22 protein-coding genes and 1 pseudogene are annotated in these 23,685 nt (G+C 46.4%); 10 read left to right on the forward strand and 13 right to left on the reverse strand.

Annotated elements, in window-relative coordinates; genetic code table 11:
* From QUB52_RS22490 to QUB52_RS22500, 3 genes are all read right to left on the reverse strand, one after another.
* Positions 1–425 (reverse strand): IS66 family transposase (locus tag QUB52_RS22490; RefSeq protein ID WP_332976275.1); only part of this gene is annotated, 425 nt, incomplete at its 3' end.
* 534 nt (positions 426–959) lie between these two features.
* The gene (locus QUB52_RS22495) at positions 960–1,214 is read right to left on the reverse strand and encodes a hypothetical protein (protein WP_265239235.1); all 255 of its coding nucleotides are present in this window, start codon (positions 1,212–1,214) and stop codon (positions 960–962) included.
* Between the two features lie 443 nt (positions 1,215–1,657).
* Positions 1,658–2,353 carry a hypothetical protein gene (locus tag QUB52_RS22500; protein ID WP_265239234.1) on the reverse strand — a complete coding sequence of 232 codons (696 nt, stop codon included), beginning with the start codon at positions 2,351–2,353 and terminating at the stop codon, positions 1,658–1,660.
* A 241-nt stretch (positions 2,354–2,594) separates the two neighbouring features.
* Here QUB52_RS22500 and QUB52_RS22505 point away from each other — a divergent pair, with 241 nt between their 5' ends.
* The 3 genes from QUB52_RS22505 (at position 2,595) to QUB52_RS22515 (ending at position 4,317) form a co-directional block, all read left to right on the forward strand.
* Positions 2,595–2,807, forward strand: a complete 213-nt coding sequence (locus QUB52_RS22505; protein WP_265239233.1) for a chlorophyll a/b-binding protein — start codon at positions 2,595–2,597, stop codon at positions 2,805–2,807.
* Positions 2,808–2,950: 143 nt separating this feature from the next.
* Positions 2,951–3,532 carry a photosystem II reaction center PsbP gene (psbP, locus tag QUB52_RS22510; protein WP_265239232.1) on the forward strand — a complete coding sequence of 194 codons (582 nt, stop codon included), beginning with the start codon at positions 2,951–2,953 and terminating at the stop codon, positions 3,530–3,532.
* A gap of 134 nt (positions 3,533–3,666) precedes the next feature.
* Positions 3,667–4,317, forward strand: a complete 651-nt coding sequence (locus tag QUB52_RS22515; protein WP_265239231.1) for a Maf family protein — start codon at positions 3,667–3,669, stop codon at positions 4,315–4,317.
* A gap of 158 nt (positions 4,318–4,475) precedes the next feature.
* Here QUB52_RS22515 and QUB52_RS22520 read toward each other — a convergent pair whose 3' ends face one another.
* A complete protein-coding gene (locus tag QUB52_RS22520) occupies positions 4,476–5,486 on the reverse strand; it encodes a calcium-binding protein (RefSeq protein WP_265239230.1) in 1,011 nt (336 codons plus the stop codon).
* Positions 5,487–5,889: 403 nt separating this feature from the next.
* On the opposite strand from QUB52_RS22520, the gene eno reads away from it, so the two are divergent.
* Positions 5,890–7,170 carry a phosphopyruvate hydratase gene (eno, locus tag QUB52_RS22525; protein WP_265239229.1) on the forward strand — a complete coding sequence of 427 codons (1,281 nt, stop codon included), beginning with the start codon at positions 5,890–5,892 and terminating at the stop codon, positions 7,168–7,170.
* A gap of 312 nt (positions 7,171–7,482) precedes the next feature.
* Here eno and argC read toward each other — a convergent pair whose 3' ends face one another.
* On the reverse strand, positions 7,483–8,541 hold the full coding sequence (argC, locus tag QUB52_RS22530) for an N-acetyl-gamma-glutamyl-phosphate reductase (protein WP_332974823.1): 1,059 nt from the start codon (positions 8,539–8,541) through the stop codon (positions 7,483–7,485).
* Between the two features lie 34 nt (positions 8,542–8,575).
* Here argC and QUB52_RS22535 point away from each other — a divergent pair, with 34 nt between their 5' ends.
* Both QUB52_RS22535 and QUB52_RS22540 read left to right on the forward strand, forming a co-directional pair.
* Positions 8,576–8,746, forward strand: coding sequence for a hypothetical protein (locus QUB52_RS22535; RefSeq protein WP_332974825.1), 171 nt, complete (start codon positions 8,576–8,578; stop codon positions 8,744–8,746).
* 102 nt (positions 8,747–8,848) lie between these two features.
* Entirely contained in the window at positions 8,849–9,865 is a 1,017-nt protein-coding gene (locus QUB52_RS22540; protein WP_332970298.1) for a sulfate/molybdate ABC transporter ATP-binding protein, read from the forward strand.
* 201 nt (positions 9,866–10,066) lie between these two features.
* Here QUB52_RS22540 and QUB52_RS22545 read toward each other — a convergent pair whose 3' ends face one another.
* Positions 10,067–10,408, reverse strand: coding sequence for a low temperature-induced protein (locus QUB52_RS22545; RefSeq protein ID WP_265239226.1), 342 nt, complete (start codon positions 10,406–10,408; stop codon positions 10,067–10,069).
* A 396-nt stretch (positions 10,409–10,804) separates the two neighbouring features.
* Positions 10,805–11,572: an imidazole glycerol phosphate synthase subunit HisF gene (hisF, locus tag QUB52_RS22550; RefSeq protein WP_265239225.1), complete on the reverse strand. Its 768-nt coding sequence runs from the start codon at positions 11,570–11,572 to the stop codon at positions 10,805–10,807.
* 418 nt (positions 11,573–11,990) lie between these two features.
* Between hisF and QUB52_RS22555 the strand changes: the two genes are divergently transcribed.
* A complete protein-coding gene (locus QUB52_RS22555; RefSeq protein ID WP_265239224.1) occupies positions 11,991–12,974 on the forward strand; it encodes an adenylate/guanylate cyclase domain-containing protein in 984 nt (327 codons plus the stop codon).
* 75 nt (positions 12,975–13,049) lie between these two features.
* Here QUB52_RS22555 and QUB52_RS22560 read toward each other — a convergent pair.
* Positions 13,050–13,379, reverse strand: a pseudogene (locus QUB52_RS22560) (HNH endonuclease); the annotation flags it as partial.
* A gap of 207 nt (positions 13,380–13,586) precedes the next feature.
* Complete coding sequence (locus QUB52_RS22565; RefSeq protein ID WP_332974826.1) at positions 13,587–13,934, reverse strand: hypothetical protein; 348 nt, start codon at positions 13,932–13,934, stop codon at positions 13,587–13,589.
* Between the two features lie 242 nt (positions 13,935–14,176).
* Here QUB52_RS22565 and psbU point away from each other — a divergent pair, with 242 nt between their 5' ends.
* On the forward strand, positions 14,177–14,611 hold the full coding sequence (gene psbU, locus QUB52_RS22570) for a photosystem II complex extrinsic protein PsbU (protein WP_265239222.1): 435 nt from the start codon (positions 14,177–14,179) through the stop codon (positions 14,609–14,611).
* Between the two features lie 457 nt (positions 14,612–15,068).
* The gene (nadB, locus tag QUB52_RS22575; protein WP_265239174.1) at positions 15,069–16,721 is read left to right on the forward strand and encodes an L-aspartate oxidase; all 1,653 of its coding nucleotides are present in this window, start codon (positions 15,069–15,071) and stop codon (positions 16,719–16,721) included.
* A gap of 10 nt (positions 16,722–16,731) precedes the next feature.
* On the opposite strand, the gene QUB52_RS22580 is transcribed toward nadB, so the two are convergent.
* The 4 genes from QUB52_RS22580 to btpA form a co-directional block, all read right to left on the reverse strand.
* A complete protein-coding gene (locus tag QUB52_RS22580; RefSeq protein WP_265239175.1) occupies positions 16,732–17,004 on the reverse strand; it encodes a hypothetical protein in 273 nt (90 codons plus the stop codon).
* Between the two features lie 420 nt (positions 17,005–17,424).
* Positions 17,425–19,530 carry a CHASE2 domain-containing protein gene (locus QUB52_RS22585; RefSeq protein WP_332970300.1) on the reverse strand — a complete coding sequence of 702 codons (2,106 nt, stop codon included), beginning with the start codon at positions 19,528–19,530 and terminating at the stop codon, positions 17,425–17,427.
* A gap of 906 nt (positions 19,531–20,436) precedes the next feature.
* Positions 20,437–21,363: a vitamin K epoxide reductase family protein gene (locus QUB52_RS22590; RefSeq protein WP_265239177.1), complete on the reverse strand. Its 927-nt coding sequence runs from the start codon at positions 21,361–21,363 to the stop codon at positions 20,437–20,439.
* Positions 21,364–21,491: 128 nt separating this feature from the next.
* Entirely contained in the window at positions 21,492–22,379 is an 888-nt protein-coding gene (gene btpA / locus QUB52_RS22595; protein ID WP_265239178.1) for a photosystem I biogenesis protein BtpA, read from the reverse strand.
* A 300-nt stretch (positions 22,380–22,679) separates the two neighbouring features.
* Here btpA and QUB52_RS22600 point away from each other — a divergent pair, with 300 nt between their 5' ends.
* Positions 22,680–23,660 carry an SGNH/GDSL hydrolase family protein gene (locus tag QUB52_RS22600; protein WP_332974829.1) on the forward strand — a complete coding sequence of 327 codons (981 nt, stop codon included), beginning with the start codon at positions 22,680–22,682 and terminating at the stop codon, positions 23,658–23,660.
* The last annotated feature ends 25 nt before the right edge of the window (positions 23,661–23,685 follow it).

Below are 23,685 nucleotides of genomic sequence, written 5' to 3' on the forward strand. Positions count from 1 at the left end.
ATATCGGGACGATGTTCTCCGAGAACTTCGTACATTACTCCACTGGCTCGGCTGGGGCGGATGACGTGTAAACAAACATCCTGATTCTGAAACACCCACTCCCACTCCCACTGTCCGTTAACTCTCGCACTCGTTTCATCTGAACAAATTAATTTTGCCCGCCGCAGCCGTTGTAGTATTTGAGTTACTTCGTCATCTAAACTGGTTTTGACCTTCACTAATAGGTTGGCGATTGCTCCTTCTGATATCTTGATTCCAAACACTTCTGCCAATATTCCCGATAGCCGTTCGTAGCTGATGGCATGAGTGTAACGGAGGTATGTGACCAAGCTTTGAATCGAACTGCTTTCCCGGTGAACCTGGTTCCATTCCCAATGGCACAGGTGCAACATATTCGGTTTGACAGCACGCACACTGACCACCATAACGTTCTATTCGGGTGATGATGGGGCGAATGGGGGGGAGTTCGATTTTTTTCGTATATCGATTGCAACTTCTGGGCGGTGGCGGTGACTTTCTCTCCACATTGGGGGCAATTTTTGACAATCGCGATGATTGTTTGGTCGGGATGAGGATGTAGTTCTCTGCCCCCTCCGACTCTTCCCACGCTTCTTTGTCTTTTTATCCCCTGAATTTTCGATGGCTTAATGTTCGGCTTGAATCCTTTGGATGGTGGAGTGCTAGAATTTTTGCTAGTTTTTTTGGGAGATGGCTCTGGTTTTGGTTCGTAGGTGGCTAATGCTGCGCTGAGTTTTTGGATTTCTTGCCATAGCTCTACTATCAAGGCTTCTTTTGCCTCGTTCGATAGTTGCTTTAAGTCGGGAGTTTTTCCATTCCTTTATCTAATGTCTATCTCGTCTTCTTGTCAAGGGGGTTGAGCAATTACGTTTTGACCATAAATTTGAAATGTCAAGTACATTGATGTTCACTCATTTTTTTATTATATCTTGCTTAAGTTATTAAATTTTCATTCCTAAGACTGGGTTGACGCTCTGTTCACAGACAAGTTTAAGTTGGGAAGCTGCTTGAAGTATGGGTGAAGACCCACTACTGATTCTTTCATGGAGTAGGGGTAATGCCCAACTTCCTTGAGCTTCCGGTATCCACGCAATGGTACTGTACCCTTGTCCAATAATTACGCCTTCCTGGTATTCATGGGTTCTGTCTTTTAAGGTTTTAGCATGACTGTCTCCCCCATGCAGGTCAATTGCCACTAATATATATTCTGTTGCGGGTACTTGCTGTTCTAATTGCTCAAGGGTACAACTCCATCAGTTTTTTCCGGTCTGGCCTACAGTCTTGTAAGGCTTCATAGACGCGCTTGCCATTGACGATTGAATAATGGATTGAGTGAAAATTCCGCTAAACATGACGCATTTGGGCGTGGTCATTACTGCATCCATGAGCTCAAATGTTGCATACGAGAGCTCGTACCAATAACTCGTATGCTGCTTGACGAAAGTCCTTTAATCGTTCACTGTTCATTTAAGGAGTGGATAGGTTTTCTTTTTCACCCTCATTCTCTCCTTAACGGTGGCTCTAGTTCTTCTTTGGCCACCGTTCTCATCTTTATTTAGTTTAAACTACAGAAAAAAAGAGTTCTGGAAAAAAGTTTCAAATTCTTCCTCTCTCTCTCTCTCCCTCTCCCCCTCTCTCCTTACTTACCAGCTAGCCAAATCGGATAACCAGAAGAATCCTCAGCTTTCAACTTTTGAGCCTGATAACTCTTGCTAGTCCAATTAGCGACTGTTTGCAGACTTTCGGCCAAAAAATTTTCGCTACCAAACGCTTCAAATCCCAACGTCCACGACGGAGTGCCGTTAACATTTAACTGGGTAATTTCTACAATGCAGCCTTGGGGAATTGGTGCTTCGACAGGGACAGACATTAGCACACCTGGGGCAGAAACTTGGTAAAGACGCTGGGCTCGCTTTTTCTTGACCTTCACCCACTTTCCAGTGGCGATGATATCCGCTGGTAGTGGCGCCATCGTGTCGGCACATATCCACTTCAGCCATTTCTCGGCTTTGCCTTCCCAGCGGTTGCCGAAGGGCATCACGCCTAATTCTGCCTGCCGCCACTTTACCTGTAAATTTTTCCCGCGCAGTTTCACTCCCAAGTAGTCGCAACTAGGTATCAGCAAATATAAATCTTCTCGCTCTTCAGGCGGCGACAGATAACCGCCCAGACTCTCGCTGCCAAACCATTGCCCGATCGGTTTTGGCAGCGCACCGCTATTAAACCACCGCATTTCCAGACTGGCCCGCATAAATTTTTCCTCCATTCTTCCACAATTTTCGTCAAACCCAGACTGGGGGATTTGCCTCGCGCGATCGACTTTTGCGATTCTCAACTCTATCCTCCCCCTTCCGGGGCCCAGAGTCTACTGTCCACAGTCACACCATTTGAGATTTAAGATTTGAGATTTGGGAATGACTGATTATATAAGGGTTTGGATTTTGCCTCCCGTTGAATTTTTGGGGAAAACTGGTGTCCGAGTCGCGGCTTTGAAAAAAAAACTCATAATCCTTTACATATCTTCATTAGTCTGTTACATTTATTTACAGTACACCAAAACAACTTAGGAGGCTGACATGGCTGACAGAGGCTTACTGCTCGACAACGACGGCAAAATGAACAATTTTGCGATCGAGCCTAAAGTATACATTGACGATGAAGTCCGCACAGGCTTTACACCCTACGCAGAACGCTTGAACGGCCGCCTTGCCATGATTGGTTTTGTTTCTCTCTTGGCTTTAGAAATTTCGACCAAGCACGGACTGATTAGCTGGCTAACTAACCTGTAATAACTTTGTTAAAAATTAAATTGTACGGCTATGGCTTGCCAGCGATACACAAATGGCGATCCATAGCTTAACTATTTTTAGACGCAAGGTTTGGTGAGACAATTGAAATTAAATATTTTAGTTTTACCCTACCCGTAAAAATAATGCTCAAACGAATTGCGGCAATACTTCTGGTTGTTCTAAGCCTTAGCTTAACCGGTTGTGTGTCTAAAGTGACCGGACTCAAAAGCTATGTTGATACTGGCGATGGTTATCAATTTCTCTATCCTAATGGCTGGCTGCCGATCGCAGTTCCTAATGGGCCCGATGTCGTGTTTCGCGATTTGATTCAGCAAACCGAGAATGTCAGCGTGGTCATCAGTCCAGTCACGGGGAACAAAACTCTGGCTGATTTGGGAACGCCGACGGAGGTGGGATACAAGCTTAGCAAAAATGCGTTAGCGAAGCCCGCCCCTACGGGGGCTACATCAACGAAGACGATCGCCCCGACGGATTCCGGCCGCCAAGCTGAGTTAGTCAATGCAGAAAGTCGGGAATCGCGATCGAAAAACTATTACATTTTAGAATACGCCGTCAAACTCCCAAACCAAGAACGGCACAACTTAGCTAGCGTAGCCATCAGCCGCGGCAAACTTTTTACGCTGAACGTTTCCACTACCGAAGAACGTTGGCCGAAGGTAAAAGAAGCTTTTGAGAAAGTCGTTAAATCTTTCTCTGTTTATTAAGGTCAAAACTAATTGGGAATGGGAATAGGGCGTTGGGCATTGGGCATGGGGAATAGTTTAGTTTATTTTTCTTCCTTCTTACCTCTTCCTTCTTCCTTCTTCCTTCTTCCTTCTTCCTTCTTCCTTATTAAATTATGAAAATTCCAACTTTTGTATTAGCCTCAGCTTCCCCGGCGCGCCGCAGCCTGCTTAAAAGTGCTGGCATTGAAGCTGTGATTTGCCCCAGCGATTTTGATGAAGGGCAAATACAAATGAGGGATGCTACTCAATTAGTCAAAGTTTTAGCAGAGGGAAAAGCTGACGCTGTAGCTGAGTTTTTGCTGGCTAATTCTCACCCGCAAATCCCCAATCCCAAATCATGTTTGGTGTTGGGATGTGATTCAATTTTGGTCATTGATGGCGAAATTCACGGCAAACCGAAGGATGCCGAAGAAGCAATCTCGCGCTGGCAGAAAATGCGCGGTAAAGTTGGCGAACTTTATACTGGTCATGCTTTAATTGATACGAGATTTGATAGTTTCGATCGCGCAATGGAGCGATCGCTCATTCGCTGTCAAGTTACAAAAGTTCATTTTGCCGAAGTTACCTCGCGCCAAATTGCGGCCTACGTCGCTACCGGAGAACCCCTCGCCTGTGCTGGCTGTTTTGCACTGGAAGGTAAAGGTGGCTTTTTTGTGGAAAAAATCGAGGGCTGTCACACGAATGTGATCGGCTTGAGTTTGCCTCTGCTGCGGCAAATGCTGGGCGAAATGAGATATGATGTGGCGGATTTTTGGCAATTTTAATGTTTGTTGAATTCAGGTCAGGAATCGGGAGGGAGAGCCTCGCTGATAGGCTTTCCCAGGCAGAGCCTGGGAACGAGTATAACTTGGAAGAAGGACTGAAATCCGAACGCTCGAACCTGGAAGAAGGACTGAAGTCCGAACGATCGAACCTATTTGGTTTAACCTAGGGCGATCGCCCCGTCAGACACAGAGATAAACTGAATTTGACTCGGCGAAACATCTTTCACCAAACCCAAAATATTGCCGGTACTAGCTTCTCGAATCACCGTCGCCTTAGTATTTAACACTCTAAAATCAGCAGTTCGGGGCTGTCCCGGAGGAAAAGGGCCGCTGCTGTCGTAATCTCTGGCATCACCAATTGTTAAAAACCTTTCGCTCAAAACAATATCGTTTCGCGTCAATCCTCCCGCCAATCCAATTACATCTTGAGCTGGATTGTAGTCAAGAATAAAATCTGCTGGCACTTCATCTACTACATCAAAAGTCGCAGGAGGACTTGGAGGTGTAGGCACTACATTAGCAATAAAAGTCCCAGCAGGAGGTGGAGGTGCAGGCATTTGCTCTAGATTAGCAATAAAAGTCCCAGCAGGACGTGGTTGATCTGAACCAATTTCTCCCGAAGTTGCTCCCGATTCTCTTGTGAGGACAAATAAATCTGCACCTTCTCCTCCCCAAAGTCGATCGATTCCAGCATCACCAATCAGAGTATCATTACCACTGTCTCCGACTAAAGCATCGCTGCCTTTACCGCCACGAACAAAGTCATTTCCCGTTCCTCCGTAGGCGTAGTCATCGCCTAAATTTCCACTCAGAACATCGTTAGCGCATTCTCCATACAGGATGTCCAAATCTTGACCGCCGCGAATAGTATCGTTCCCACAACCTCCGATTAAAGTATCTCCGCCGTCGTTCCCGTTCATCAGTTCCGCACCACCGGAACCTCGGACAAAATCATCGCCGGCTAAGGCCCGCAAACCTCCGGGAGTGTTCCGCAGGATGCCGTTGGCTAATTGAACGATATCGTCATTGGGAGTAAGGTCAAAAAAGTTGGGATCGCTACCTGAATTTGGCAATGGGCCTGTAAGCAATCTGATGTTTGGGGGATCGGGAATAATTGGATCGGAGTCGATAGCTGATACTGTAATTTCTGGGAAAGTTGTTTCTAACATTTTAGGTTGATGCTTTTTTGATTGACTTGGTTGGTAAGCTGTTCTGCATTTAAACGGTGTGTCAAAAATTAATCAAATTCTTGTGGTACGTTGCTCTGAGCATTGTCCCGAATATCCAATTTAAATGCGTAACAGCTTATTCTGATTTTAATCAAGGTTCCATTAACAACTTTGCGTAAATCTACGGTAAACAAAATCAAATTACTGTCAAAATTGTCGGAAATTTTTCTGCAACAAGCATAGCTTATTGACAGCCAGCGATCGCCCAAATCCGCAAAAAGTTTGAAATGAGCGCTAATAATTGTGGGGATCGCGTAATCTATTACCCGTTAGCAGTCTGTTACCGAAAGCCTGCTGAATGCTAATTGTCATCAACCATTGAGTTAAGTCAGGAATCGTTCATATGCAAGACACTGCGATCGAATTTATCAAAGCCAGAGAAATCCTGGACTCTCGCGGCCGCCCCACCATCGAAGCTGAAGTTCACCTAGCCAACGGTGTTGTCGGGCTCGCACAAGTCCCCAGTGGCGCGTCTACAGGCTCCTTTGAAGCCCACGAACTCCGCGATGATGACAAAAAACGCTACGGTGGCAAAGGAGTTCTGAAGGCCGTTGCTAACGTCGAGCACAAAATTGCCCCCGCTTTGGTTGATATGGATGCGATCGACCAAGCATTAATCGATCAAACCATGATTGACTTGGACGGTTCCCCCAACAAATCCCACCTCGGCGCAAATGCCATTCTCGGAGTCTCCCTAGCCACAGCAAAGGCTGCCGCCGATACTTTAGGACTCCCCCTTTACCGCTACTTGGGTGGCGCTTTAGCTAACGTTTTACCCGTACCGTTGATGAACGTCATCAACGGTGGTTCCCACGCCGACAACAACGTAGACATTCAAGAGTTTATGATTGTACCGGTGGGAGCGCCTTCTTTTAAGGAAGCTTTGCGCTGGGGTGCAGAAGTATTTGCTAGTCTTGCTAAAGTCTTGAAAGACAAAAATTTGCTGACTGGTGTTGGTGATGAAGGTGGTTTTGCTCCTAATTTGGGTTCCAATCAGGAAGCTTTGGATTTGTTGATGATGGCAATTGAAAAAGCTGGCTATAAACCGGGTGAACAAGTTGCTTTGGCTTTGGATGTTGCTGCTAGTGAGTTTTACAAAGATGGGAAGTACACCTACGATGGTGTGGCTCATTCTCCGACTGAATTAATCGATTATTTGGATGGTTTGGTTGGACAATATCCCATCGTTTCCATTGAAGATGGTTTGCACGAAGACGATTGGGACAGTTGGGTGGCGCTGACTCAAAAAATGGGTAGCAAAGTTCAATTGGTGGGTGACGATTTGTTTGTTACTAATCGCACGCGCTTACAAAAAGGGATTGATTTGAAGGCTAGCAATTCGATTTTGATTAAGCTGAATCAAATTGGTTCTTTGAGTGAGACGTTGGATACGATCGACCTCGGCAAACGGAACAGCTATCGATCGGTCATCAGTCACCGTTCTGGTGAAACTGAGGATACCACAATTGCTGATTTAGCCGTAGCGACTCGCGCCGGCCAAATCAAGACTGGTTCTCTGTGTCGCAGCGAACGGGTTGCTAAGTATAACCGTTTATTGCGGATTGAGGAGGAATTGGGCGATCGGGCAATTTACGCTGGATCGATCGGTTACGGGCCAAAATAACACTTCGGTAATCGGTAATTCCCCATTATCCATTGGTGTCAACAACCAGGTCAAACTTAGTCACAGACTGCTGTTTACCACCGAGGCCAGATCCCCCCTAGCCCCCCTTAAGAAGGGGGGGACAAGAAGCATTCAAAGTCCCCCGACTATTCGGGGGATTTAGGGGGATCTGGCCTGGGCTACAAACGAGATTTAATGGTTTTAGGTGATTGTTGACACTAATCCCAATGCCCAATGCCCTATGCCCAATGCCCTATGCCCAGTGCCCTATGCCCAATGCCCAATGCCCAATGCCCAATGCCCAATGCCCAATTAAGGATAGAAAGCCAATTGAGGTAAACCCAAAGTTTCTTCCCAACCCATCATCAAGTTCATGCACTGGATGCCTTGACCGGCTTGACCTTTAATTAGATTATCGATCGCCGAAATCACAATTACCCTGTCAGTACGCGGATCGACTTCCACGCCGATATAACAAAGATTTGTGCCACAAGCCCATTTAGACTGCGGATAAACCCCAGCCGGTAACACTTTTACGAAAGGAGAATTGCGGTAAAAAGCGGTGAAAATGGTGATTAAATCTTCCCGCACTAATCCCGGATCGCGCAAATTTGCGTAAACAGTTGCCAGAATTCCCCGCACCATCGGCATCAGGTGGGGAGTAAATTGGACTTTGATATCATGTCCGGCTAAATCGCTGCAAATTTGCTCGATTTCTGGCGTGTGGCGGTGGCGGCCAACGTTGTAAGCGCCTATGGAATTGTCAGCTTCTGCCAATAACAGATTCACTTCGGCTTTGCGTCCCCCTCCCGAAGTTCCTGATTTCGCGTCGATAATTGCTGTTTCTGGCACAATCAGACCTTGTTTGAGCAAGGGTGCTAGGGCTAATAAACTAGCAGTGACGTAGCAACCGGCACAGCCTACTAATTGAGCATCTTTAATGCGATCGCGATACAATTCTGGCAAACCGTAAACAGCGGTTGCAGCTAAAGCAGAGTCCGATCGCTCGCCGCCGTACCAAGCTTTATAAGTGTCAAGATTTTCAAATCTGTAATCAGCCGACAAATCCAAGACTTTACAGCCTTTTTCGATCAGCGTCGGTGCCATTTGGCAAGCTAAACCGTTGGGTAGCGACAGAAATACAACTTCACATTTTGCCGCTATTTTGTCTAGGTCGATCGCCTCAATAGTCAAGTCAATGCAGTTAGTCAGATGCGGATAAAGGCTGGAAAAAGGTTTTCCCGCACTGCTATCCCCGCCCAAATACACTACTTCCGCCGCTGGGTGATCCGCCAGCAGTCGCACAAGTTGCACGCCCCCGTACCCTGAAGCGCCGATAATTCCTACAGGCACACGTCCAACATTTCCCATTTTCCTTATATCCCCTCAGCCTTTGAAGTCAAAAATGCTTGAACTTTTGCTGCATTATAGTACCAAACGTCAACTTTGGTGGCAAAGAATTGTGTCGTTTTGCGATCGAGCTGCATTTTTGGGAATTTTCTGGTGTTTAGGAGATCGCCAAAACCCTAAAATTAACAAACGGATGTGCGATCGTGCTATAAAAAACTTACCTTAACCTATCCAGAAACCGGAGATTAACATTTTTGCTCTTGGTTGTGGCGTCTGACCTTCGTTAAATCCGTTAAATTCGTTATACTCATCCGTTGCCGAACTTCCTATGGGAATTACAGTAGAAAACGTATCCAAACATTTTGGCAGTTTCCAAGCACTCGATCGAGTCAGCTTAGAAATTGAATCAGGTTCCCTAGTCGCATTGCTGGGCCCGTCTGGTTCCGGCAAGTCTACGCTGCTGCGGCTGATTGCAGGTTTAGAAATGCCCGACTCCGGCAAAATCTGGCTAACAGGCCAAGATGCCACAAATACTAGCGTCCAAGACCGTAATATTGGGTTTGTGTTTCAGCACTACGCGCTATTCAAGCACATGACAGTGCGGAAAAATATCGCTTTCGGGATGGAAATTCAGAAAACACCGCCCGCGAAAGTCAAATCGCGGGTAGAAGAATTGTTGAATTTAGTGCAATTGGCAGGATTGGGCGACAGATACCCCTCCCAACTCTCAGGAGGCCAGCGGCAGCGAGTAGCCCTCGCCAGAGCTCTCGCTGTGGAACCGAAAGTGTTGCTACTAGACGAACCTTTTGGAGCTCTCGATGCCAAAGTTCGCAAAGATTTGCGCGCTTGGTTGCGTAGACTGCACGACGAAGTGCACGTTACCACAGTCTTTGTGACGCACGATCAAGAAGAAGCGATGGAAGTTGCCGATCACATTACAGTAATGAATAAAGGTAAAATCGAACAAGTAGGAACACCCGCAGAAATTTACGACCATCCAGCAAGTGCTTTCGTCATGAGTTTTATCGGCCCAGTCAACGTATTGCCCAGCAGTTCAAAGATATTTCAAGACAACGGCTTTGACTCAGCCAACCCGGAGATTTTCTTGCGCCCTCACGACGTAGTAATTGAAACTACAGAAAATAGTGCAACAGTGCCTGCCAGAATCAGTCGCTTGATTCACTTGGGATGGGAAATTCAGGTGGAATTAACCTTAGATGATGGTCAAGTTTTGAATGCTAATTTGACCAGAGAAAAGTTTGACCAATTGCAGTTACAGCCGCAGCAAAAAGTGTTTGTCAAGCCGAAAGGTGCCAAATCTTTTCCACTTTATTACTCGATTTAATCCAAATACTCAGATACCCGACTTCTTCAAGAAATCGGGTATCTAACCGGAGAGGACACGGCAATGTCGTTTGCCCCTACCCAAAATAATCTACTGCCCTCTCTCGGATGGGACTATTACCCGATTAATTGTAGGGAAACGGCACTGGCGTATCCTGATTTTGGGTAAGATAAATTCCCATGCCACGGGAATTTATCTTAGTTAATCTTTAATTTTGGTAACAGCTTTTTTGACTTGTTGCTCAAAAGATGTAGCTTTTGTGTTAGAAGGATTTTTCATCTTCTCGCTGTCAGCATCTCCCTGAACTTCATTAATCCCTTCGTTAGCTTTTTTCTGAGTTTCTTCTAGAGACATAGGATCTTTCAAAACGGCTTTTTGAGCTTCTTTCTCAATCCCCGTCAGTTGAGCTTCACCTTTAGTAAGGCTGCTGGTAACGGCAAACGCTGGGAAAGCATTGGAAACAAACATCAATGCACAAAAACAAACAGCAATTAAACTGCGAACAAAACGCTTGGCATTAAGATTTAAGCTGATAAAAGACATACAAAATTTCTCCGTTTTTACAAATTTTCATCGCTGAGATTGTTAACAGGCTGAAGCTCGTTCAAATTCTGCACAATCTTTAGCTCAAGTTTCGATCAAAGCAACAGCGTTGAGCAGTCGCTCTCTCTTAAATTGAGGTAATATATAATATTTAGCTGAAAAAACGGATCTTTGAAATCCTTCTCAGGGAATATTTTGGCTTTGTGTCTTAGGATAGATGAGTCTGGTGCATCACTGGAAGTCGGATCGTTTGAGATTTGAAATGGGAGTATCTGTGGCAGCATTTGAGCGTGGTGTCCTCGCTAAGGCAAAAAACCCGGTTTCTTTGGATCGTGGCTGCTATTCGACAGAGATCTAGCAACCGGGTTTTTTATCCCATGCCTAAATCCTAAACTACTACAGCCGCACGGGAACTTGATGTTTTGCTAGATAAGTCTTAATTTCTCCGACGCTCAGTTGCCCGTAATGTAGGAGGGAAGCCAGGAGTGCGGCTTCTGCTTTGCCCTCTGTCACGGCTTCGTAGATGTGGTGACAGTTGCCTGCGCCGCCCGAAGCAATGACGGGAATTTCGACGATTTCGGCGATGCTGCGGGTTAATGCCAAGTCGTAACCGGCTTGAGTACCGTCAGAGTCCATGCTTGTCACCAGAATTTCGCCGGCGCCACGCTGTTCGGCTTCCTTGGCCCAGACGATCGCATCTTTGCCAGTATTTTCACGCCCTCCGCGCACGTACACGTCCCAACCGGGATTGTCCGCATCTTGCCGTTTGCGAGCGTCGATCGCCACTACAATACACTGATTGCCAAATCGATCGCTCGCTTTGTCAATCAAACTTGGATCGCGCACCGCTGCTGAATTAATGCTTACCTTATCTGCGCCCGCCCTCAACAAACTTTTAATGGTGTCCAAGGATTGGATGCCGCCGCCCACCGTCAAAGGGATAAAAACTCGATCGGCAGTTCGGTACACCACATCAATCATAATGTTCCGGTCTTCGTGAGTCGCCGTAATGTCCAGAAACACCAACTCATCAGCACCCGCATCATTGTATACCTGAGCCATTTCCACCGGATCGCCAGCATCCTTCAGGTTGACAAAATTGACACCTTTGACCACGCGGCCGGCTTTCACATCCAGACAAGGCAAAATTCTCTTCGACAACATAAAATTCTCGTGTTTCTAATTTATTGAGCGCCGCAGCGAGGAAAAGGCTTTGCTGATCTCTTCAAAAACCGGAAGTTAAGCAACAAATCTTAAAGATACCTTCTATTTCGGCATCCTCAGCATAAATTAAGTGATGTTTGGGGCGAAAAACAGCAAATTTAATTCTCCCAATACATATTTGGCGTAAAAAATATGACACTTTGGCCTATGATCAAACCATAACTATCTTCGCTGGCTATCACATGGTAGTTTGGCAATACTGTATGGGTTCGGTGCATCGATCGACTAAACTATTTTAAATTTTTAAAACAGCCGATTTGAGGTTTTTACTGGCAACCTTAGTTATGAGCCACGTACTAAGGTTAAAATTTAAGGTTAAAAACCTCAAATCGGTTGACTTGATGTTGTTTCTAGGACTGTGGTGACTTTGCAAGCCAATCCACATTTGTTACTTCGTACAGAAAGCGGCAATCGCTACTTGCCGCTCTCCGGCAGCAATTGCTGGACAGTAGGGCGGAATGATGACAATAATTTTGTATTGACCGATCGCTGGATTTCCCGAAATCACGCGATGCTACAGCAAATGGAGACCGGAGAGTTTTACCTGATCGACTTGGGCAGCCGTAACGGTTCCTTTGTCAACGGGCGACGGGTGAGTATTCCTGTCACGCTCAGAAATGGCGATCGAATTATTTTCGGTCAAACGGAATTGGACTTTTTTAACCCAACAGCAGGCCGCCGGCTTGATCGAATACACGATGGAGACTCCGAAGATTTTACGGCGACTCTGACGGTGCGCAGCCTGATTACGGTCATGGTAATGGACATCCGAGATTTTACAGTTTTAACTAGACAGCTAGACGAAACCATCCTCTCGGAAGTCATCGGCAATTGGTTCCGCAAAGCCGGACAAATCATTCGCGAGCACGGCAGTTGGGTGGACAAATACATCGGCGATGCCATCATGGCCGTGTGGTTCCACAAAATCGACGGTGTTAGCAATGACGAAATGATGCAGATTTGTCAAGCTTTGAGCCAACTGCACAAGGCAACAGACCAACTCAGCAGTCGTTACCCCTTGCCTTTTCCTTTGCGAGTCGGGGCTGGAATCAATACCGGTTATGCAATGGTGGGAAATTCTGGTAGCAGCGATCGATCGGACTACACCGCCTTGGGAGATACTGTCAACGCAGCATTTCGCCTAGAGTCTTGCACCAAGGAACTCGGCAAGGATATCGCCGTGGGAGAAACAACCTACAAATACCTGACGGAATTGGGTGCCGAGGACGCTTTCGAGCAGCACATCGTTACTTTGAAGGGTTACGACACTCCCAGCGTGACTTACGGCGGTACTTATGCTGACTTGAACGCTTTTCTCAAAAGCAAAGGCAAGAGCTCTTGATCGGTAAAAAATTGGGGGCGGAGCCAAAATTAACCCTTAAACATGGGAGTCCCAGTTTTGAATTGGGAGTCCATTTTATGAACGCCTGGGCGATCGCAGCCGCTCGACTAGGCGTTCGGAGTTGTTAAACTGGAGCAAACACACAGCAGTACGCCCTGGTGGAGTCAACCCGACAATCGCCATATCTTCTATGGTGGTAAAATGTTCCGACCATTGCTGCGTCCGGGGGTTAAAAAGAAAGCTGAAAGCACCAGTTTGGGGGTCGAAAGAACCGAGGTCTGTTCCTTTATATCGGTTGCACCGCCAGCAAGCAAATGCGAGGTTGTCCGCATCGGTAGTTCCCCCATGCTTCAAGGCAATTATGTGGTCAACTTCGTGGACGAAGAAACTTAGCTGTTCTGGAAGCTGACAATACTCTCAGCAAAAATTGGCGCGCTCTTCAACCAAGCGGCGTAGGTTAGCAGGAATGTAAGTCACAGGTTAATCGATTTGAAATTTTGGGTAGAAACATTTTAGATTGTCTCCGCAGAATCCCTAAAATTTAAATTTCAGAGACAAATTGTGGTTCGGCTCGACTAAAATTGGCGAATTGCGACCTAAGTTTTTATTATTTTAAGACTGCCGAGACAAGTAAGGAAGATTACCGGTTTTGAGCATAATAACTAGATGTTCTATCCGCTCGTATTCATCAAGTTTTGTTTGCTCACCAGGAGTCAAGGAACCCGAAGCATTATGTATCAATAATGTCCGCAAGCGCTCTTGCATCTCTGGAGTGGGCCGGAAAGCGGCGATTTCTTCGGGGGTGGGGGCGCTGGCGAGAAAGTTTAAAATATACCGGTAGATGCGAGCTGGGAGCATTGGCTGCTCGACGCACTGGCGCAAAAGTTCCGGCAGTTGTTCGCCTAGAAGTGCCAGTTGTTCTGAAAGTTCGTCGGGTACTTCAATTGTGATGCTTGCCACTGCTAAAAGCCTCTAAATATACGATATATCAGTTATTTTAGAGTTTCCCAGCCCGTGATTGCTGTCCCTGAGTTGCGATCGTCTAAATTTTAAGACCTACCATACATTGCCCGCGATGTCAATATCTCAATGTAAATTTTGTTAACAGTCCTCTGCCTGCTGCGGATTTATCTGAAAAACTGCATAAGCAAAATGGTAGTCTCTACATAAATGCTGTGTATGAAATTGGGAGACAAAACTTCATGAAACGATTGGGTCGTCTATTGGCAGTATTGGGCTTAGTGCTGGGCTGCTTTGCATGGGCTGGAGACATGAGCGCGAACGCGGGGATCTTGAGCCGTATCGTCTTGCCATCATCCTCGCTCATAGTGCTTGACGTTCCGACTAGAACCAATCGCGCCGATGATAAGCTTGCCACAGAATACGGCAAAAAACTTGACTTGAACAACAGCGGCGTCCGGGACTTTCGGGAATTTCGAGGGTTGTATCCTACTTTAGCTGGACAAATTATTAAGAATGCTCCTTACGAAAACGTTGAGGACATACTCAAGATTTCAGGTTTGACGGATGCTCAGAAAAAGGTGCTGCAAGCTAACTTGGACAAATTCACCGTAACTGATGTCGAATCTGTATTTATTGAAGGAGACACCAGGTTGAACAACGGTTTTTACGACTAAGTAGTATCGGGTCTCATTTGAAGGCATTCGATAGAAGTCATTAGTCATTAGTCAGGAGTCATCAGTCATCAGTCATTAGTCATCAGTCATTAGTCGTTAGTCAGAACTAATTTTTTGTTAATTCATGAATTCTGGCTTATGGCTTATGGTTTAGGGCTTGTGGCTTATGACTTCTGCTCCGGCTGACGAAAGCCTTTACAAAGGTTCGCACCCAAAGACGGAGACAAGGCTCCGATATTGTGAAGAGCAAAAAAATTAGATATTAGTTTAAATCTAGATATATCTGTAGATTAAATTATTCAATTGTTAAATCTAAAATTGACAGTTCCAGCCCTTCAAATCATTGGTAGAGTCAAATTTCAAATCTCAAATTGACATTTATATTCGCGATATTTATATGTAAAATTAATTTTAAAATCTAAAATCTCAAATCAAAAAATCTCAAATCGGCAGACTTATGACTGACAAATTTGACGTATTGGTGATAGGTGCTGGCGCAGCCGGTTTGTACACGGCACTTTGCCTCCCAGAACATTTGCACGTGGGCTTGATTAATAAAAATATCCTGCCTGTTTCTGCCAGCGATTGGGCCCAAGGAGGGATTGCCGCGGCGATCGCCCCAGAAGATTCAGCAGCCCTGCACGTTCAGGATACACTGGCTGCGGGAGCAGGTCTTTGCGACTTAGAAGCCGTGCAATTTTTAGTAGAAGAAGCTTCTGCTTGCATCGACTCCCTCGTGAAAATGGGCGTTGCATTCGATCGCACCGGCCCAGAATTAGCCCTCACCCTAGAAGCCGCCCACTCCCGCCGCCGAGTCCTCCACTCCGCCGACACCACAGGAAAAGCCGTCGTCAGTACCCTGACAGCAAAAGTATTAAACCGCAAAAACATTCAACTCGTATCCCCAGCCTTTGCTTTGAGCCTGTGGCTAGACGAAACCGGGCGCTGTCAGGGCATTAGCTCGATTTGCGACTCCCGCGTCAAATGGTTGCGAGCTAGCGCCGTAGTGCTAGCGACAGGCGGTGGCGGACAGGTTTTTGCTCAAACAACCAACCCGTCGGTAAGTACCGGAGACGGAGTGGCGATTGCGTGGCGCGCCGGAGCACTGCTGCGAGATTTAGAATTTGTGCAGTTTCACCCGACGGCGCTAAGCAAAGAGGGCGCGCCGCGGTTTCTGATTAGCGAAGCGGTGCGGGGAGAAGGAGCTCATTTGGTTGACAGCAAGGGATATCGCTTTGCTTTTGACTCTCACCCCAGCGGGGAACTTGCACCTCGCGATGTTGTCAGCCGCGCTATTTTCCGCCATTTGCAGAAGACGGGGGAACCTCATGTTTGGCTGGATTTGCGCCCGATTGCGGTCGATCGACTGCGCTACAGGTTTCCGAATATTATTCAAGTGTGCGCCGATTGGGGAATTGATATTTTTACCGAACCGGTACCCGTCACGCCCGCCGCCCATTATTGGATGGGAGGGATTGTGGCTGACAAGTTAAACCAAACTTCGATTCCGGGTTTGTACGCGGTGGGAGAAACTGCGAGCACGGGGGTACACGGCGCTAATCGGTTGGCGAGCAATTCGCTGCTGGAATGTCTGGTTTTTGGCGCGCAAATGGGACTTTTGCAGCTAGAAGCTGGAAAGCCCAAGGCATTACCAGATGAGTCCGATGCAGGGGAAATCTGGGAAAAATCGATTTCTGCACAGGATATTGAGACGATCGACAAGTTGCGGGTAGAATTGCCGAGTTTGGTATGGCAAAGTGCGGGAATTTGTCGGGGCCAAAGGGATTTGGAAAGTGCGATCGTCCAAGTTGAGCTTTGGCGACAAGAATTTGCCTCTTTGCCTTTGAGTCAAACTTTGCTTAATTTGCAGCCCGGACAAGTCATTGATTTTTCGCCTGTTGATGCCCAAAATAGCTCGGTTTTGCGAAATTGGGGAGAACTTGGTAATTTATTGGATATTGGCTACTTAATTCTCAAAAGTGCTGCGTTTCGCACGGAAAGTCGGGGCGGTCACTACCGTGTGGATTATCCCCTGAGCGATCGAGATTGGTGCAGTCACACTTTAATTCACCAATCGAATTGGTACAAATCTGGGCGAATAGAAGATTAAAAAATTGGGTTCAGCGCGTCCCTGTACCGTCACTTTTGGGATTCCCGTTGGGGTCTGGTTCGTATTTTTTGGGGTTATTTGGAACTCTAGAGGTTTGGGCGACGGTCAAAACTGTGGAGGTCGATGGCGTCGGGCCCTCGCCCCTGCTACGGTCTTTTGTGGAGTTACTGGTTGAGTTACTAGCCAGTGTAGCGGCATTTGCGATGCCGATCGTACTCACTTGCAGACAGACAGCCAGAGTTGCCGTTGTGGTGAACCCAATCAAAGTACGCATAGTGTTCATAGTCTTATCCAAATCATTGAAGTAGATGCACGCCTGTAAAAACTATTATATCTATCAATTTCCGTAGTTCCACTGATATCTTTACATTTACTTTAAATAATTTTCGTAAATATACGTAAAGTTTTATAAATCAACCCTTTCTGGCGATTTTAATTTTGTCTCCGGTCTCCTAGCAATTGCGATTTGCGATTTGCGATTTGCAATGAAATCACTTACTACATAAGGGTTTCGGACACGGGTCTGCCGTTGCATTCTTTTTTTTAACTCACCTCATATTTTGTAATGTTTTTTAATATTTAGATGACACGGCAATTTGCTCTCATAAGTTTGATATTTTTTGTAAATCTATCTAATGACTGATGACTAATGACTGATGACTAATAACTAATAACTGATGACTGATGACCGATGACTGATGACTTAAAAAAATTGATATTGATTTTTCCCGCCTTCCTTAGCGCGATACATCGCAGCATCAGCATTCTTGACTAAAATATCTGACTCTTGACCGTCAATTGGATACAAACTAATCCCAATACTTGTAGTTACAGAAACTGTATGTTCTTCTAAAATAAAAGGCTGCATGATGGCGTAGCAAATTTTTTTAGCTACTTTCTCCGCTTCGTAGCTACCAGGAATTGCGGGCAGAATGACTGTGAACTCGTCGCCGCCCAACCGCGAGATAATATCGCTGCCGCGCAAGCATTGTTTGAGCCGACTGGCAACTGCTTTTAAGAGCAAATCGCCCACATTGTGTCCGAGAGTGTCGTTGATTGACTTAAATCCATCTAAATCTAAAAACAGTAAAGCTAGCAATTCCTGATTGCTGGAGGCTCTTTCTAAAGCCTGATGCAAGGATTCGTAAAACATTTTGCGGTTGGGCAAACCGGTGAGAGCATCATGATAAGCTTGGTGGCTGAGTTCAGCATTTTTTTGTTTTAGGGCATCTTCTCGGAGCTGGCGCTCGGTAATATCTCTGATCACTCCGACTAAAAATAGGTTCCCCGCAGCATCTTTGTGCAGGGATCTTTTTGTCGAAATCAGATGCGTAACTCCGTGAGCGTCGGTAAAATATTCTTCATTTTCTCGCGGCTGGTGAGTTTGCAATACTAATTCGTCTTCCTGCCAAAATATATCGGCTTCGGCTTGGGGAAATAAGTCGTAATCTGTGCGATGGGTTAAAATTTCCAAAGGATAGCCGATAAACTGACAATATGCCTGATTCAACACAACCCAGCGGTGATTTATATCTTTGACAAAAATCGGGTCTGGAATTGTATCGATTAGCGATTGTAAAAATTCTTTAGAGCGTTTTAGTTCTTCTTGTAAGTGAGCCAGATAAGCCACAACTGCGCAGCTAGAACCCAAAAGACTGAGGATTGCAGGAATTAACGGCAGCCACCAACCGGCTAAAAAAGCTAAGTATAAACTGGCACTGAGACCGAGACAGATACTTGATAAACACCAAACCGATCGCCCGATCGATCCCAACTTCCAGCTCACACAGGCTCCCGCCCAAGACCAGAGTAAAATCCACAACAACTCCGCAGCCTCATGCCAGACTTTGATACCCCCGCGCCCGTCGAGGGCCGCACTCAAAATTTGGCTCAAAAAATGAGCCTGAAGCTCAACTCCCGGTATTAGCTGGGGAGGAGCAAACAAACCGGAGCTATAAGCATTTTGGTTAAAATCTTTGAGGCTGGGGGCAGTTGAACCGATCAAGACAGCGCGCGATCGCACAAAATCCGCCGGAACTTTGCCAGAAAGCACGTCGCTCATCGACACAATGCGAAAACTGCCGATCGGCCCACGGAGGTTGGCGAGAATTTGATAGCCACGGCTGTCCGATCGCACGTAAGCACCATCATTCGGTTCAAAACGCCGAAAGACCCCCCGGCCTAACTGCAAGTATTTAGGATTGACGTTTGCTGCTGGTTCAGGGGAAATTCCTTCAGTTTCGAGGTAACTCAAAGCCAATCTGAGCGCGAAACTTTCATGAGTTTTGCCGTCTCCGGGCCAAGAGTAGAGCAAAGCTCGGCGCACTTTACCGTCAGCATCAATGACAACGTTGTTGAAACCGATGCGCGAGAGCTTGTCAAGTACCGAAGGCGGGCGAACTCCCAACCTCGTTTCGTCTGGCATCAACTCAATCCCGATTAAGTTGGGAATAGTTTTAAAAGTTTTGAGCAATTCGGCATTACCCGGTTGAGTCGGCAAATCTCGGTAAATGTCGAGGCCGATCGCCCGCGGCTTGCCAGCGTGAAGTTTTTGCAGCAATTGGGCCAACACAGCATCCGACATTGGGTAGCCGTATTTTTGCAAGTCAGCTTCGTTAATTTCGACAATGGTGATGCGCGAGTCCATTGGTTCGGGGGGCCGCCAGCGTACAAAGCGATCGAAAGCAGTCCATTCCCACACCTGCAAAAATCCGAACCAGCGCATGACAATCACCGTACCGCCAACGGCACTCGCAGTAATCAATACTCGGCGTTCTCGATTAAGCCATTTTTTGATGGTTTTTAGCATATTTTTGGGAGTTTTGACCTCGCTCTTCGAGCATCTAAGCTACTACTACATATAGCTTTTATATCTTTTGGGCGATCGGCTCAGTCGATTCGGGCAAAATATCTCATTTGACAAGAGACTTGAGTTGCCTAAGTCTTTTATCGCACTTTGCAACCGCAGATGTCAGGCAGATATACACAGATAAACGCAGATAATTGTAGAAATTGAAAGCGAATTAATGCAATGCAAGTCTAATGAGCCTGGAAGCAGAAATCTGGTTTTTTGAGTTTTTTGCAAAATTTCTAGTATTTCTAGTATTTATAAAATTTATAACAAAGCTTGCTACAACAAAAATGTTGGGCAGTGAAATTTTGGTTTTTTTCCGGGTTTTTGAATATATATAGTGCGGTTCTATTAGATTGTCGGTCTTTCTTGAAGATGGTCGATTTATCTGCACTTTACGGAAATCTGTTGCATGAAGCTATGATAATTGGGATGATTTTTCGACATAATACTAGATAGAAAACTTTAAAATTTGCTCGTTACCAGGCTCTGCATGGTAATGCAGATCCGGAGGATCTGCCTCCTTTGATCTCGCAACTTACAGGAGAGAGAACTGTAGAAAGTGCTTAATTTATTAAGTTGTCGAGCCTTATTTTAAAATTTTACCTAACTAATTTTTAAGATGTTTTTATGAATTATAGATGCGAGATTTTTGAATAATTTTACAGCAGCCGACAAAGATTAGACCTCTTGCACTCATTCGCAGACCAGATAAAATTATCTGCGTCTATCGGTGTTTATCAGCTTGAAATCTTCGGTTTACCCATCAATCAAATATTTATGCAAGAGGTCTATTAGCTAAGTTAAAAAGCAGGATTTTTCCTGTCCCAAAAAATCTCGAATCTCAAGTTTCAAACTTGGCTGTCAGTTTTGAAAGTTGCGCGGGCCGGTGTAACCGGATAAATCAGCGAGTTTATCCAAAGTTTGCGTCCCCGAATAAAACTGACCTTTAATCTCCCAAGTCGGGAAACCTTTAACATTTGCAGCAGCAGCTTGGCAAATTTCAGCGCGGGAATTTTGTCCTCTGGGATCGCATTCAAAATAATCAATTATTTTGGCTGCTTCTTTCCCAAACAGCATTTTTTGATCGTGACAGTGGGGACACCAGTAAGCGCCGTATTCTTTAGTGCCGATTTCTCGGAGGTGGCGGGCTAAAGCAATTTCTGCCGGGCCGGAGGTTGTGGTGACGGCAGGGGGTAGAATTCCGGGGGTAGAAGAAACAAAAGGAGCAGGTGAGTTGACGCTGTTATAAAGTCCCAATGCGCCGATCGAACTTACCATCGCCACCAAAATGCCTGTAAACACCAACTGTCCGATATCTTCCCACTCGCGGCCGACGAGCACCAGCACAAACAGCGATAGCGCAAATACGGCGGAACTGATGCAGTAAATACACAGATCCTTAATTTCAAAAGCCATCAAATACATCAAATAGCTGCTGAGAATTACCATCGCAGCGGTGATGATAAATAGCGCTTGCCAAGTTCTGTTTTCTAGTTGAGAGTGCAGTCCTTTGTTGGTGTCTGGATTGACGGCTTTGGGAGCTAATGCCAAAATTGCGATGCTCAGGTAAGCCAGACAACCTAATAAACTTAAAGGCACTGTGCCAAAAACTGTAGCGTAGGGACTATTGAGAACTTTGTCGCAGCCGCTGGTGGGACAAATGACTGAGCCTGTCGTGAATTTAGCGATCGTCAGATAAGCTGTTTCTACAACGCCGATGGCTGCGATCGCTGCGATCACAGTCCTAGACCAGCGATGAATCCAAGGGGTTGAACGTCGGCGAATCATTTTTTTGATTGGGTAATTGTTGATTGTTGACTGTTGACTGTTGACTGTTGACTAATGACTGATGACAACTGCCAACTGCCAACTGACTACTGACAACTGACTACTGCCAACAGTCAACAATTCCCATTTTACGTTTTACTTCTGACTTTGCCCGGTTCCGGTGTTAGCCCTCTCGAACCATTAGCGTTTTTGTTTTCTTGTTCGAGCTCTTTCTGGGACAAGCTGCGACGGGCGGCTTCTACAAACTGACTGACGCGGATCGGATCGATCGGCTGTTCGATGCGGCCGTTTCGCTTCAGCGAGCTCGACACAATTACTCCGTCTGCAGCCTGCATGAGGGTGGAAATGTTTTCCCACGATGCACCGCTACCGATGAAAACAGGAGTTTCCCCCGCTGCTGCACTCGCGAGTTCTAAGTCTTCGAGATTGGGAGGGCTGCCGGTTGTCCAGCCGGAAAGAATTACGGCATCGGCTAAGGCGCGCCCGATCGTCTCTTGGACGGCTGTGGTCAAGTTGGGGCTGCCCAGGGGACGCCCGTGCTTGACTAACACGTCTGCGAATATTTTGACATCGCTGCCCAATTCCCGGCGGTAGCGCAGTAACTGGTGTGCTTGTCCTTCAATTAAGCCTTGGTCGGTAGCCATGATGCCGTTGAGGACGTTGACGCGGATGAATTGGGCTCCTGTGCAGGAGGCGATGGCGATCGCGCTGTGGGCGTCGTTTCGCAGTACGTTAACGCCGATCGGCAGCGTTACCAGATTGGTTAGCCTCTCGACTACCAGAGTCATGGCACTTACCACAGCCGGATCTACGCAGTCTTTGGCAAAAGGAGCGTCGAAAAAGTTCTCGACTATGATACCGTTTGCGCCGCCAGAAGCCAGCGCAGTAGCCTCTTGCTCGGCTCTTCCGATAATCGCTTTGAGGTTCCCGCCCCAGCGAGGAGAAGTTGGCAAAGGCTGTAAATGTACGACACCGATTATGGGATTCGGCGTTTTGAATATTTGTTTTAAGTCCACGGATTTTCCTGAAACCACCAAGTTCACTGACGGCTGACGGCGGATTTTGACGGTATATTCTAGAATTCTATATCCACGCGGGCTATTCCGATGACTCAATCGCGCAGGGACTGTCGTTCAGTTGACAGTTGACAGTTAACAGTTGACAGATGAGGGCGACCTCTACCGGAAGTCCGAGGATTGGAGTAATGAATAGTCTGATTTTAATTTCTCCCTATAAGGGTTCCGGCTTTCAACCAATTCTTTCTGGTACAAGCCCGAATTTAGCAGCAGTTTTTTGTTTTCGTTCGAGGTTAATAGTTGAAAGTTGTTCTGATCATTTTCGCCCTCACCTGCGGATTGTGGGCAGCCATCGAAGTGCTGCTGCGGGTGTTGCTGGGTTTTGGCAATCCCTTGATTTACATTGCTGATGCCGAGTGTGGCTATTTGTTGGCGCCCAACCAGAGGGTGCGCCGCTTGGGAAACCGGATTGAGATTAACGAGTATTCGATGCGTACTGGAGCGATCGCCCCACTCCCAGCCTCAGAAACTCTGCGCGTCTTGCTGTTGGGAGATTCTGTCGTCAACGGCGGTTGGTGGACACATCAGACAGATACCATCTCGGAAATTATCGCTCGGCAGTTGAGGCTGCAAGTACAGAATCTGGCAACCAATGCACAATTAAGTTCAAAAGTCAACTACTCAAAGTTTGAAGTTTTGAATGCCTCAGCCAATTCTTGGGGGCCGAGAAATCAACTTGCTTATGCCAAGCGGTTTGGTGTTTTTGGAGCAAAGGCTTTGGTGTTGCTGCTGAATACGGACGATTTATTTGCATCGGCTCCTTCTTCTCTGGTTGTAGGGCGCGATCGATCTTATCCCGATCGCCAACCTCGATCGGCGACACTAGAGTTATTGAGCCGCTACTTTCTATCAGCAGTGCCGGCTCGCCAATTAGCAGCACCATCCGCTGAAAGCGATGTAGTCGGCTGCAACTTAGAAGCTATTCGCCAAATCCAGACAATAGCTGTATCCGCTAACGTCGAGTTTTTGCTAGCGGTAACGCCCAAGCGCCATGAATTCGGCGAGGGCTCTCGCGACTGGGAAGTCAAGGCTAGAGAGCGTCTCGCCGAACTCGTCGAACGTGAGAAAATTACTTACATAGATTTTCTTCCCATTTTCAATTCAGAGGCCCAACTTCCAACTTTGTATCGAGACAGCATTCACCTCAGTCCTCTAGGAAATCAGCTAGTTAGCAAAACGATCAGTAGTCAAATAGTCGCTCTTTTTTTGTATAAATCGTGACTTCACCCAAAAACGGATGCAAGTC

The organism is Microcoleus sp. A6-C6 (assembly GCF_036705955.1).
Taxonomy (GTDB): domain Bacteria; phylum Cyanobacteriota; class Cyanobacteriia; order Cyanobacteriales; family Microcoleaceae; genus Microcoleus.